Source organism: Halorubellus amylolyticus (assembly GCF_034808145.1).
In the GTDB taxonomy this organism is placed as follows: Archaea; Halobacteriota; Halobacteria; order Halobacteriales; family Natrialbaceae; genus Halorubellus.
Window position 1 is genome coordinate 963600 of the sequence record NZ_JAXHGM010000001.1, and the last position, 13347, is coordinate 976946.

Annotated in this window: 9 protein-coding genes; all 9 read right to left on the bottom strand. The window is 69.3% G+C overall.

Translation table 11 applies throughout. From position 1 onward, the window contains the following. Positions 1-18: 18 nt before the first annotated feature. Positions 19-2574: an AAA family ATPase gene (locus SM754_RS04895; RefSeq protein ID WP_323675080.1), complete on the bottom strand. Its 2556-nt coding sequence runs from the start codon at positions 2572-2574 to the stop codon at positions 19-21. A 164-nt stretch (positions 2575-2738) separates the two neighbouring features. Beyond that, positions 2739-3497, bottom strand: coding sequence for a 4-phosphopantoate--beta-alanine ligase (locus SM754_RS04900; protein WP_323675081.1), 759 nt, complete (start codon positions 3495-3497; stop codon positions 2739-2741). 58 nt (positions 3498-3555) lie between these two features. Then, a complete protein-coding gene (locus SM754_RS04905) occupies positions 3556-4383 on the bottom strand; it encodes a pantoate kinase (RefSeq protein ID WP_323675082.1) in 828 nt (275 codons plus the stop codon). A 31-nt stretch (positions 4384-4414) separates the two neighbouring features. Then, positions 4415-4618 carry a hypothetical protein gene (locus SM754_RS04910; RefSeq protein ID WP_323675083.1) on the bottom strand — a complete coding sequence of 68 codons (204 nt, stop codon included), beginning with the start codon at positions 4616-4618 and terminating at the stop codon, positions 4415-4417. Between the two features lie 142 nt (positions 4619-4760). Then, positions 4761-6071, bottom strand: coding sequence for an aspartate--tRNA(Asn) ligase (aspS, locus tag SM754_RS04915; RefSeq protein ID WP_323675084.1), 1311 nt, complete (start codon positions 6069-6071; stop codon positions 4761-4763). A 420-nt stretch (positions 6072-6491) separates the two neighbouring features. Continuing rightward, positions 6492-7190: a phosphoglycerol geranylgeranyltransferase gene (locus SM754_RS04920; RefSeq protein ID WP_323675085.1), complete on the bottom strand. Its 699-nt coding sequence runs from the start codon at positions 7188-7190 to the stop codon at positions 6492-6494. 68 nt (positions 7191-7258) lie between these two features. Continuing rightward, complete coding sequence (locus SM754_RS04925) at positions 7259-9751, bottom strand: DNA topoisomerase I (protein WP_323675086.1); 2493 nt, start codon at positions 9749-9751, stop codon at positions 7259-7261. 240 nt (positions 9752-9991) lie between these two features. Beyond that, positions 9992-11578: a receiver/sensor box histidine kinase gene (locus SM754_RS04930; protein ID WP_323675087.1), complete on the bottom strand. Its 1587-nt coding sequence runs from the start codon at positions 11576-11578 to the stop codon at positions 9992-9994. 90 nt (positions 11579-11668) lie between these two features. After that, on the bottom strand, positions 11669-13153 hold the full coding sequence (gene gatB / locus SM754_RS04935) for an Asp-tRNA(Asn)/Glu-tRNA(Gln) amidotransferase subunit GatB (RefSeq protein WP_323675088.1): 1485 nt from the start codon (positions 13151-13153) through the stop codon (positions 11669-11671). Positions 13154-13347: the final 194 nt, after the last annotated feature.

The window sequence follows — 13347 nt, forward strand, 5'->3', positions numbered from 1 at the left end:
GATGAGCGGTACGGTCGACTAGGCGATGTACCGTAGCGTCGACCCGTGCTCGCTCTCGCTGTACCGCTCGCGGTCCGGCCAGTTCGCGAGCGTCGACGGCGTCGCCTCCAAGGCCGCCCGGAGTCTGGGTGCCGTGACGCGAGCGTCCTCGCGGAGCGCGGCGCGCGAGGCGTTCCCCGCCGCGAGCTTCAGGTCCGCGATGGCGTACCCGGTCGCGTCGGCCGCGACCCGCTCGAAGTCGAGGGTCGGCGCGGCGAGCGCGTCGTCGACCGCCGCCTCGAGTGCCGCCGCACGCGTCTCCACGTCCGGCGGCGGCACCTCGACGCGCTCGTCGAACGCCGCGGCGTGCAGGACTGCGTCGTCCACGTCGCTCAGCAGGTGCGTTGCACCGAGGACGAGCACGTCGTGGTCGACTATCGTCCGGAGCTCCATCGTCAACTGGTCGTGGAGCCGACGCTCCGCCGCGCTCCCGCGACCGCGGTCCGCGGCCGCGAGCGTGTCGAGGTCGTCGAGGAAGAGCACGCTCGGCGCGTTCGCCTTCGCGAGCGCGAACGCGTCAGCGACGTCCTCCGCCGGCGACCCCGGCCAGTCCGTCACGAGCGCAGCGGGCGTCACCGAGAGGAACGGCACGTCGAGCTCCCCCGCGACCGCTCGCGCGAGATACGTCTTCCCGCACCCCGGCGGGCCGAACAGGAGCGCGCCGTCCAGTCCCGGGATGCCGTGGCGGTCGTAGACGTCCGCGCTCGCGACCGGATGGACGACGCGGTCGTCGAGCTCGCGCGTCGTCGCCGTCATCCCGGAGACCGTCGCGAAGTCCCGCGCGACGTCGGTCTCGACGACCTCGGTCGCGTCGAGCGCCACGCTCCCGGGCACCGAGAGGTCGCCCGCGCGCGACGGCGGCGTCCCGACGTCGTACTCGCCGAGCCAGCCGCCGATGCTCGAGTCGAGGTCGTCGACGGCCGCGAGCAGGTGGGCGGTCCCGATCGGGGCGTCGTCGTCGAGCGCGGCGCGTGCCGCCTCCTCGACGGCGAGTTCGAGGTCGCTCGCCGCGAACCCCGCCGACCGTCTGACGACCGACCCGAGGTCGAGGTCGTCCACGGTCGGTCGCCCGCGGAGGTGGACGTCGAGTATCTCGCGGCGCGCGTCCGCGTCCGGCGGCCCGACCTCGACGTGCTTGTCGAACCGCCCGGACCGGAGGATGGCGTCGTCGACGTCCTGCACGTGGTTCGTCGCCGCGACCACGACGACGTCCTGGTCCGCCGCCGCCTCCAGTTCGACGAGTAGCTGGTTGACCATCTGCTGTTCGGTGTTCGTCATCTGGCGGTCCCGGTCGCCCGCGACCGCGTCCAGTTCGTCGACGAAGAGGACGCAGGGGTCGTTCGCCTTCGCGACCGCGAACACGTCCGCGACGTTGTCCGCGGCCTCCCCGACCCACTTGCTGGAGAGGTCCGCGGGCGTCACCGCACCGAACGCTCGCCCGAGCTCGCCGGCGAGCGCTCTCGCGAGATACGTCTTCCCGCAGCCCGGTGGGCCGTGCAGGAGCACGCCATTCACCGCCCCGAGCCCGTACTGCTCGTAGCGTTCCGGGGTCGTGAGCGGCGCGAGCACGCCCTCCTCGAGTTCGGCTTTCAGGTCGTGCATCCCGCCGACGTCGTCGAAGCCGCGGTCCGGTGCCGCCTCGAACGCCGCCGCCGCCGCGTCGCTCACGCCATCGGGCGTCCGCACGCCGTCGCCGGACGACCCACTGCCGTCGTCTCCGCGAGCGCCTGCACCGCTGGAGGCCGCGCCCTCGCCGGCCGCGTCACCGTCGCCGGCCCCCTCGACGACGTCCGCGAGCGAGTCGTCGCCTCCGGTATCGCCGCTCTCGCCGTGGCCGAGCGGGTCGACGCGCCGGTACGCGTCGCCGTGCTCGTCGACGACGCGGTGCGCGACCCACGGGTGACGCGTGACCCTGCGGTCGTCGACGCGCACGCCGAGCAGCCACGTCTCGTCCTCGCCCTTCGCCGTGTACTCGACGCACCAGAACGGAAGGTAGACCCGGGAGACGTCCACGACACCCTCGAACCCGTCCGGGGCGAGGTCGTCCGGGAACCCGAGTCGCTCCGCGATGGCGTCGGCGACGCGCTCGCTCGTCTCGTCGTCCGCACTCGCGCGTCGGGTCCACTCGTCGGCGCGCTCGCGGAACGCCCGTTCGGCGTCCTCGTCGCTCACCTCGTAGTCGAGCGGCATCGCCGTGCCGGCACGACCGCTCGTCCCGAGGTCGAGTCGCGACGCGTCGAGGGGCTCCGTGTCGCGGACGGTCTCGCGGTACCGCGCCAGTTCGCGCTCGCTATCTCCCTCGCGGCCGTCGAGGACCGCGACCGCCGTCCGCTGCCCGTCGCCGTCCGCGCGCTCCGACCCACCTCCGTCGGCGCGCCCGTATCCGTACTCGACGCGGTACGCGGGATAGAGGACGCGCCGCAGTCGCCGCACGCGCTTGTCCTCGAACCACGAATCCAGCCCCGTGAGCGCGTCGTACGCCCGCCCGGGGTCGTCGAGCCGTCGGTCCACGGCGTCCGCCGCCAGGTCCGTCACCGCGACCGCACCTCCCGTTCGCTCGATTCGAGATGCATCTCTATCCACCGAACTACTGTCTCGAAACTAACGTCTTTCGGGTCCGGTCACGCCACCGAACGCGCGCACCCACCACCACCTGCTCCACGCAGCGGCCGACGCCGCCGTCATCGCCCGGAGCTCGGTCAGTCGATGCTGCCGTCGCCGCCGTCGCGGATGCGCGCTTCGGCGGCCGCCAGGGCGGCCTCGGGGTCGAACTCGTCGACGATGGCGCGCAGCTCGTCGTCGGTCTCGTCCACCAGCTCGCGCGCGTGTCGGGTCACGTTCGGTATCGCGCGGACGACGTTGTCGACGATCGGGACGCTCGCGGTCTGTGGCGACCGCGACATCGGATTCAGGTCCACGACGACGTTCGTCTTCCCCATCTCCGACAGCGCCGCCGCCCGGTCGCCGTCCTCCAACGGCACGAGCACCACGTCCGCGTCGTAGATGCCGTCCGCGTCCACCTTCGCGCGCTCGTGGGACAACCCCGGGATGCGTTCGTCCGCCGCCAGCCCCTTCACGCCCTCGGCGCCGTGCGCTTCCAGATGCTCAACGATGGCACGCATCCGCTCCTCGGTGCGATTGAACAGGTTCACCTCCAGGTCCGCGTCCACGACCTCGGCGAGCTCGACGAGTTCACCCGGGCACAGCGCCGCGACGTTCCCGTTCACCGACAGCACCGCGTGGTCGGCGAGCAGGAGGTGCGCGGCCGCGACGCGCTCGGCCTCGTCCGCACTCGGCGTCGTCTCCTCCCCGAGCAGGTAGTCGAACGCCTCGCCGCGCCCCTGCGCGATGAGACCCTGCTGGCTCGTGATGCCCTTCTCCACCCCGTCCTCAATCCGGTGCCGGGTCAACAACGACTCGTACCGCGGATGATCCTCCGGCACGTCCACCTCGCTCATACCACCTCCTCGTCGGTCAGCGCGTGAAAAAATACCGGAACGCACGTCACCGTCGACCTCAGCGCACCGTCGCGCCCGCAGGATGCGTGCGCGTCACCACGGGGTCGTAGCCAGCGTCCGACAACCCCGTCCCGAGGGCGAACACAGTGTCGCCGAGCATCGCCATCGACGCCTCCCCGTCGAAGTCGTTCACGTCCAGTATCGCCTCCCGAACCCGGTCGGTGAGCAGGTCGGCTTCGCGAGCGAACGCTCGCGACGCGTACACGAACGACCGCAGCGTCGGCTCGCCGACGACGCGCGACAACGCCGTCTTCCCCGCCTGACTCAACTGGTCGGTGTTCCCCGCCAGCACCTCCTCCGTCGACACCTCACCGAAGGACACGTACTCGACGCGCGCTCGCGCCGGAATCGCATCGAGGAGGTTGTGCTGAGGGCCACCCGGCTCCAGGCGGATGGGCACGCCGCCCTTCGCCTGCGCGACCACGTCCCCGAGTCCCGTCCCGGACTGCACCTCCGCACCGTGGGCAATCGTCACCAGTTCGTTCTCCGAGAGCCGCCGGTCGAACGCGCGGTTCGCGGCGAGCGCCGCCCCGAGCGCCATCGCGCCCGACACGCCGAACCCCGCGCCGAGCGGGAGGTCGGTCTCCGCCGACACCGACGCCTCCACCTGGAGCGCTTCGAGCACGCGCCCGACCGGCTCGACGTCTATCGAACTGTCGTTCAGGTACACGGACGTCTCCGACGCCGGCCGCACCGACACCTCAACGCCCTCCGCGAGCGTCACCCCGGCGCCGCGAGACCCGGCCTTCGTCGGGTCCTCGTCCGGATGCGAACTGAAGAACCCCGTGACGTGCCCCGGGACGAACGACGTCGCTTCCTCGCCCATACCACCGACACCTCGCCCGCGGTTCAAGGACCTATCGTCTCGCGGCCGTCCCCGGACTCCCGACCGCCAGATACGCCACCAGTCCCGCCGGCCCCGTACACAGCACCGTCATCCCCCACTTCGCGGCCGACCCCGCTCCGGCCGCCGCCGCGTCCCGAACAACCCACGCCGCGATTCCCGTCCATGCGACGACGACGACCACCGCCAGCACGAACAACACAGTAACGAGTCCCATACCACCACGGACACGCTAGTTCCACAAAAACACCGGTAAAATAAACTTACTTGCGCGTAACTCAGAGTTCACAACGAACGGAAGCGAACCATCAAGCAGCACAACCGTCCGGAACCCCGCCTACGCTTGTCAGCGTCGTCGCCTAGGGCGACAGACGCTGCCGGTCTCGCGGGAACAACACCGCTTCGCGGATGTTCCCGAGGCCGAGCATCGTCATGACGAGACGCTCGGCGCCGAGCCCCCAGCCGGCGTGCGGCGGCATGCCGTACTTGAACATCTTCGTGTAGTACTCGAACTCCTCGGGGTCGAGACCCTGCTGCTCGAACCCTTCGACGAGCGCGTCGTAGCGGTGCTCGCGCTGCCCGCCCGAGACGAGCTCCATCGACGGATGCATGAGGTCGAACCCCGTCGACGTCTCCGCGTCCCCGTCGTAGTCCTTGATGTAGAACGGCTTGATTTCGCTCGGCCAGTCCATGATGAAGTAGTGACTGCCGATCTCGTCGCCGAGCGCGCGCTCCGCTTCGGTCGACAGGTCGTCACCGTAGACCAGGCGCTCGTCGAGCTCGCCCGTCGCGTTGATGCGGTCCAGCGCCTCCTCGTACGTGAGCCGCGGGAACCCGTCATCGGGCACCTCGAAGGTGTCCTGCATGTCGAGCGCCTCGAGCTGTTCCGCGCAGTTCTCGCTGACGGCCTCGTACGCGGCGACGACGATGCCCTCGACGACGTCCATCGCGTCCTCGTGGTCGCAGAACGCACCCTCGAAGTCGATACTCATCGCCTCGTTCAGGTGCCGCGGCGTGTTGTGCTCCTCGGCGCGGAAGATCGGACCGATCTCGAACACGCGCTCCAGGCCACTGCCCGCCATCAGCTGCTTGAACAGCTGCGGGCTCTGGTTCATGAACGCCTCCTCGCCGAAGTACGAGACCGGGAACAGCTCCGTCCCGCCCTCGGTCCCCGTCGCGACGATCTTCGGCGTGTTGATCTCCGTGCAGCCGACCGAGCGGAAGTACTCGCGCGCCGCACGCAGGATCTCGGCGCGGATCTCGAAGATGGCCTTCACTTCCGGCTTGCGGAGGTCGAGCGTCCGGTTGTCGAGTCGCGTCGGCAGCTCCGCGTCGACCTTCCCGCTCGGGTCCAGCGGCAGTTCGGTGTCCGCGGGCGCGACGAGCTCGAACTCCTCGGGCACGAGCTCCACGTCCGTCGGCGCGCGCGGCTCCTCCTTCACGTCACCCGAGAACGACACCACGCTCTCGCGCGCGACGTCCAGCGAGCTCTCGACGAGGTCCTCGTCCATCTCGTCCTTCTCGATCTTCACCTGGAGCTTCCCCGTCTTGTCGCGAACGATGAGGAACGCGATACCACCGAGGTCGCGGACCTCGTGCACCCAGCCCGCAATCGTCGCCGATTCGCCGGGTGTGACGTCCGCGGTGTACGTCCGGTTCTCGAAACTCATACCTACCCGTTCCCGAGGAACCTTGATAAAAACAGTCTTTTGCCGGCGTGCAACTGCTTCGCACGGTGGTTTCACGCTCACACCCCACCCGCCTACGAGCACGCGAGTTTACACGAGACATAAACCAAGTTCGGCCCGACCCACCGACCGGGCCGCGAGCGGCGCGCGCCACCAGCGGGCAAGCGCGCCGCGAGCAGGGGAGGGCCAGGGCGCGGTGTGGTCGTGGTCGCCGTGCGGTCGCGGTCCGGTGTCGTCCACTACACTCACCGCGAGCGCTCGTTGAGCGCGAGCGGCTTTTTCCAGCAACGTTTTTTCAAGTCGAGCGGGACCTCCGGTCCCGCTGACCGTGCGAACGGGCGCTTCGCGCCCGCGAGCAGAGAGCGGTGACCCGGAGGGTCACCCGACGAAGAAAAAAGGTTGTCAGTCCTTCGCGCCGTTGACCGTCTCGGTCACCGCGTCGACGCCGTGGTCGTGGACGAGGTCGCCGACGACGACGACGTCCGCGTGCTCGCCCATGATGTTCGCGCTCTCGTAGTCGTGGATTCCGCCGCCGTAGAAGAGCGTGGCGTCGTCGAGCGCCTCCCCCGCCGCACGCACCTTCTCGGGGTCACCGAGCATCCCCGAGTACTCGACGTACACGACGTCCTGCCCGAACATCTGCTCCGCGACCTCCGCGTACGCCGCCACGTCGTCCGCGGCGAGGTCGCAGTCCGCGTCCGTGTACTCCGCGACCGACGCCTCCGGATTCATCACGATGTACGCCTCCGTCGTCGTCCGCTCCCAATCCAGTCCGTTGTCGATACGCACCCACTCCTTGTGCGCGCCCGTCACCCAGAACACGTCCCCCGCGTTGAACACCACAGGCACCAGATAGCCGTCGAGCGCCGGCGTATCCACCACGACGCTCGGGTTCGACGGCTCCTGATAGATCGGGATGTCGTGCTCCGCGGCCGCCTCGATGTACGACACCATCTTCTCCTCGGTCATCCCGAGCGTCCCACCGATCTCCAACGCGTCGGTCCCACACGCCGCCACGTCAGCGAACGTATCGTCCTCGTACAACTCCTTGTCCGGATCCAACTTCAAGACGTGATCCCAGTCCGCCCACGGCTCGCTCATACCCCCAGAACCCCCGCGCGAGGGTAAAGCACCTTCGGAACGACGAACCGAACGCCGCCGCGACCGATTCAGGCCTTCGCTTGCCAGGTGCGGACCTGGTCGGGGCTGACGCCGTCGACGCTCCCCGCGATCTGGTCGGGGTCGGCGTCGGCGAGCGCGTCGAGGCTCTCGATGCCGGCGGCGGCGAGCTTCTCCGCGGTCTTCGCGCCGATACCGTCGACGGCTTCCAGGCCGGTGCCGGTCTCGCTCTCGCGTTCCTGGTACTCGCGGTAGTTACAGATCGGGCAGCCGAGCTCCCAGGGGTCGTCGTCGTCCTCGTCGTCGTGGATCTCGACATGCGGGAGGTCGTGCTCGTCGCAGGTCTCGTCGGTGATCTGGATGTCGCCGCGGCGCGGGAGCGGGAGCGAGTACTCGCAGTCCGGGTAGCGCGTGCAGCCGACGAGGCGCGACCCGGCTTCGAGCGTCTTCACGGCCAGCTCTCCACCGTGTTCCTCGCCACAGTCCGGACAGGGGCCGATGATGGGGCCTTCGCCGGCGGCTTCGCTCGCGCAGAGCGGGCAGCCGTGGACGAACGTCTGGCGTCCCGCGAGCATCTTCACCTCGCGGAGCCCGTGCTCGTCGCACTCGCGGTCCATCAGGAGCGGTTTGCCCGTACTGGGGAGCGGGAGCGTGTACTCGCACTCCGGGTAGCCGTCGCAGCCGACGAAGTAGCTGCCGCGACGCGACCGCCGGAGGAGGAGCGCGTGCCCGCTCTCCGGGCACTCGCCGAGGGTCTTGTCCGCCTTCAGGGACTCCTGGAGGTGCGTGCCGATCTCCTCCTGTCTGTCCCGGAGGTTCTCGAACACCGAGTCGAGCATCTCGCGGGACTCGTCGGTGACGTCCGCGAGCGTCGCCTCGCCCGCGGCGATGGCGTCCATGTCCTGTTCGAGCTGCGCGGTCATCTCCTCGCTGACGACGCGGTCCGCGTACTCCTCAGCCGCTTCCACGACCGCCTTCGCGAGCGCGGTCGGGACCGGCGGGTCGTTCTCGACGTACCCGCGGTCGTAGAGCTTCTCGATGGTCTCGTGGCGCGTCGCCTTCGTCCCGATACCCATGTCCTCCATCGTCTCGATGAGGCGAGACTGACCATAGCGCCGCGGCGGCTGCGTCTGCTTGGCCTCCAACCGCGGGTCGGTGAGCGCGAGCTCGTCGTCGACGCTCACGTCCGGGACGTAGTTCTCGCTCGTCGAGTAGTACGGATAGACGTCGTGATAGCCGGGTTCGGCGAGGCGCTTCCCGTTCGCCTTCAGGCGGCGGTCTGCGGCCTCGGCGACGACCTTCAGGTGCTCCCACTCCGCGGGTTCGGCGACGGTCGCGTAGAACCGACGGACGACGAGCTCGTAGACCTCCCACTCGTCGTCGTCCACGTCGCTCCCGCGAACCGGAATCTCACCCGTCGGATGGATGGGCGGGTGGTCGGTCGTCTCCTCGTCGCCCTCCGTCGGCGTCAACGCCTCCGCTTCGAGGAGGCTCTCGGCGCTCTCACCGAGTTCGCCGTGGTCGACGAACTCGCCGAGGAGCTCCTCGGGGTCGAGGTCCTCCGGATACACGGTGTTGTCCGTTCGCGGATACGTGATGTAGCCGGCGGTGTAGAGGTCCTCGGCGACACTCATCGCGCGCTTCGCGGAGTACCCGAGGCTGCCGGCGGCACGGATGAACTGCGTGGTGTTGAACGGCGCGGGCGGGTCGTCGACGCGCGTCCGTCGGTCGACGTCCGTGACGGTCGCCGACGCCGCGGACTGGAGCGCCTCCAGGACGGCGTCCGCTTCGTCCTCGTCGAGGACGCGCTCGGCCTCGTTCCCGTCCTCGTTCAGGTAGTAGTACTGGGCTTCGAACGACTCGTCGTCGGTCGCGAGGTCCGCGAACAGCTCCCAGTAGTCCTCCGGGTCGAACGCCTCGATCTCGCGCTCGCGGTCGACGATGAGGCGCAGCGTCGGACTCTGGACGCGGCCGACGCTGATGAAGTCCTCGCCGAGCTGGCGCGCGGACAGGGACAGGAAGCGCGTGAGCGCCGCCCCCCACACGAGGTCGATTATCTGGCGGGCCTCGCCGGCGGCGGCGAGGTCGAAGTCGATGTCGTCGGGCTCGGCGAACGCGTCGGTGACCTCGCGCTCGGTGATCGAGGAGAACCGCACGCGTTTGATGGGGACGTCGTCGTTGACGTCCCGGACGATCTCGTAGGCCTCCTTCCCGATGAGTTCGCCCTCGCGGTCGTAGTCGGTCGCGATGGTGACGACGTCCGCGCGCCGCGCGAGCAACCGCAGGGTCGCGACGATGTTCTGCTTCGTCGGCGTCTTCTCGACGCTCGCGTCGATGAGCTCGTGCGGTTCGACGTCCCGCCAGTCGCTGTACTCGGGCGGGAAGTCCACGCCGACGACGTGCCCGCTTAGGCCCACGCATCGCTTGCCGCCCCACTCGTAGACGTTCACGTCGTTCTCTCGCGTCGCGGTGGCGCTCTCGCCGCTGAGTATGTCCGCGATGCGTCTCGCGGCGTTGTCCTTCTCGGTGACGATCAGCTCCATACCTCACCCCCAGAGATCCGGGTCGCTGTCATTGAGCGTGGATACGGTGGAGGCCCGTTTCAACGTTTCGGGGCGGCGAAATCGCAAGCAAGCACCGCCCCAACGCGGGGGCGTGCCCTCGCAACTGTGCGGCGCGCCCGACCGCGGGCCACCGCACGCGCGGGAACGACCACATGACTCCCGACCCGCGCCACGGCGAGCGACGCACGCCACGAGGAGCGACGACGGTCCCGACGAGTGCTACATGACGAGGTCGACACCGGTGAACGCGAACCGGGCACCGCCGCCGTCGCTCTCGGTCACCGCTATCGACCAGTCGTGTGCGTCCGCGACCGCCTTCACGATGGCGAGCCCGAACCCGGTGCCGCCGTCGCCCGAGTAGCCCTGCTCGAACACCTTCTCGCGCTCGCTCACGGGAATCCCGGCGCCGTCGTCCGCGACGAAGAACCCCCTGTCGTCGGCCGTGAGGCACCCGACGCGCACGTGCAACCCGTCATCGTCGACGCCGCCGTCCGAGTCCCCGACCGGCTCGGCGGCGTCCGCCACTCCCTCGCCGTCACCGTGTTCGACGCTGTTCTCGGACTCCGTCCGGGAGCCAGTCGAACCGTGTTCGACGCTGTTCGCGAACAGGTTCACGAACAACTGCCTGAGTCGGCTCTCGTCCGCACGCACCGCCGCGCCGTCGGTCGTCACGGTCAGCGTCGCACTCCCGGTGTCGACGCTCGCCCACGCTTCGCGCGCCATCACCTCGAGGTCGAGGAGTGTCCGGTCCTGCGCGGCCGCTCCCTGCTGGGCGAGCGCGAGCAGGTCCTGGATGAGGTCGTCCATCCGCTCCAGCGCGTTCTCGACCGCCTCCAGATCCTCGTCGTCGTAGCGCTCGGACAGCAACTCCGTGTACGTCATCGCGACCGAGAGCGGATGCCGGAGGTCGTGACTGACCACGCCCGTGAACGCCTCCAACCGCTCGTTCTGCGCCTCCAGGCGGTCGGTCGCCTCCCGCAAGCGCGCCTCGCGCTCGCGCTGGAGCGTGATGTCCGTGTAGATCGCGTACCCCCGCATCCGGTCGTCCTCGACCAGCGGCACGTCCCGCAGCAGGAACTCGCGGTCGCCCTCGGCCGTCGACCGACGAACCTCCGTGTCGAGGTGCTCGCCGTCCGCGATCCGGTCGTTCAACGTCGTCGCCTCGTCCCGGAGGTCGTCCGGGACGATGTACTCGTCCACGAGGTCCCCGCGGACCGTCCGCGCGTCGTACCCGAACACGTCCTCGAACGCCGGGTTGACGTCCAACGCGACCGGCTCGTCGTCCTCGAGCTCGTAGAACACCGTCGGCTCGGGGATGTTCTCGAACAGCGCCGCGAACCGGTCGCGTTCCGCGCGCAGCGCCGCCGCCTGCTCGTTCGCTCGCGTCCGCGTCCACGCCGCCTCGACCGCCCGCAGGACGCGGTCACCGAGCACGTCAACCGCGTCCGCGTCACCTGCCGGAACCACGTCCGTGTACCCGGTGGCGAGCGCATCCAGGACCGTGCACGTCTCCTCGACCGGGCCGTACGCGAGACACGGCAGTAACTCGTCGCGGGCCCGCACGGCCTCCAGGAACTCGTCGGCGTCCGCGCCGTTCACCGTCCCGGACCGGACCACGCAATCGACGTCGCCGAGCGCGTCCAACGCCGCCGCTCGGCCCTCCACCACTCGAACCGTCGTCCTCGTCGTCGACGACAGCCGCGACTCCAGCCGTCCCGCCAACCCGTCGTCCTCACCGACGACCAGGACTGCGAGAGGCGCGTCGACCGACTCGTCTGCCACCTCGAACGCGAACCCCCCGGTCATTACGTCATCTCACGAGAGCGAACGAGAAAGCGTTGTTGGCAGCGACCCGATACCGGCTTCGGAGACTGCCCCCCTCGCCGGCGCGTCGTCCTACTCGTCCAGGGCCACCCGCAGCTTCTGGTTCACCGTCCCCGGGTCCGCGCTCCCCCCGGTCTTCCCCATCACCTGGCCGACCAGGAAGTTGATCGCCCCGTCGTCGCCGTCCTCGTAGTCCGCGACCGCGTCGGGGTTCTCCTCGATGGCTTCCGCGACCGCCGTCGCGACCGCGTCGTCGTCCGTCTTTCCGAGGTCCTCGCGCTCCACGATCGCGTCCGGGTCGTCGCCGTCGTCGAGCATCCCGCGGAGCACGACCTCCTTCGCGTTCTTCGCCGTAATCTCGTCCGCCGCCACCAGCTCGACGAGTCGCTTCACCTCGCCGAGGCGGTCCTCGACGTCCGTCACCGCCATGTCCCGATAGTTGAGCTCGCCGAGGAGTTCGTCGGCGACCCACGTCGCCGCCAGGTCCGCGTCGAACGCCGCGGCGACGTCCTCGTAGAAGTCCGCGACCTGCTTCGTCGACGTCAGCTTCGACGCCGCCTCGTCGCTCAACCCGTACTCGTCCTGGAAGCGTTCCCGTCGCGCGTCCGGCAGCTCCGGGATAGCGATCTCGTCCTTCCAGTGAGAGACCTGGAGCGGCGGCAGGTCCGCCTCCTCGAAGTACCGGTAGTCCTTCTCCTCCTCCTTCGACCGCATCGACACCGTCGACCCGTGGGTCTCGTTGAAGTGCCGGGTCTCCTGCTCGACGGCCTTCCCGCGACGCATCAGGTCCTTCTGGCGCCCCTCCTCGTACTGCAGCGCGGTCTCGGCGCCCTTGTGACTGGAGATGTTCTTCACCTCCGTGCGGTTCACCTCGTCGAGCGCGTCCTCGTCGATGGTGCCGTCCTCGGCGACGGCGTCGCTGGGGACGAGCGAGAGGTTCGCGTCGATGCGCAGGCTTCCGTCGCGGCTCGCGTCGAACACGCCGAGGTACTCGAGGACCTCCTCGAGCTTCTCGAGGAATGCGCGCGTCTCCTCGGGCTCGCGGAAGTCCGGTTTCGTCACGATCTCCATGAGCGGCGTCCCCGCACGGTTGTAGTTCACGAGCGTGTAGTCGGCGTTGTCGATGTTCCCCCCGACGTGCTGGAGGCTCCCCGGGTCCTCCTCCAGGTGCGCGCGCCGGATGCCGACGGCGCGGCGCTCGCCACCGACGCTTATCTCGAGTTCACCGTCCGCACACACCGGTTCGTCGTACTGCGTGATCTGGAAGTTCTTCGGGAGGTCGGGATAGAAGTAGTTCTTCCGGTGGAACCGCGTCTCCTCGGGGATGTCCGCGTCGATCGCCTTCCCCACCTTCACCGCCGCCTCCACCGCCGCCTCGTTCAGCACCGGGAGCGCACCCGGCAATCCGAGACACACCGGGCACGTGTGCGTGTTCGGTTCCTCGGTCGGCTCCGTCGGACACCCACAGAATATCTTCGTGTCCGTCTCCAACTGGACGTGGACCTCCAGCCCGATGACCGTCGTCAGGTCCGCGCTCTCCGCACTCTGCGCACTCATTACGCTCGGATTCGGTTCGCGGTGGTTAAAGACTAACGAACAACCCCCGAGTCCGGTCGGACCGAACGCCGGCCCCGTCGCGGCCGCGGTCGCTGTGCGGTTGCGGAGCGGTCGCGGTACGGCCGCGGTGCGGTTGCGGTGCGGCCGCGGTGCGGTCGAGTCCAGCGCACTCACCGCGAGCGCCGACGGCGCTC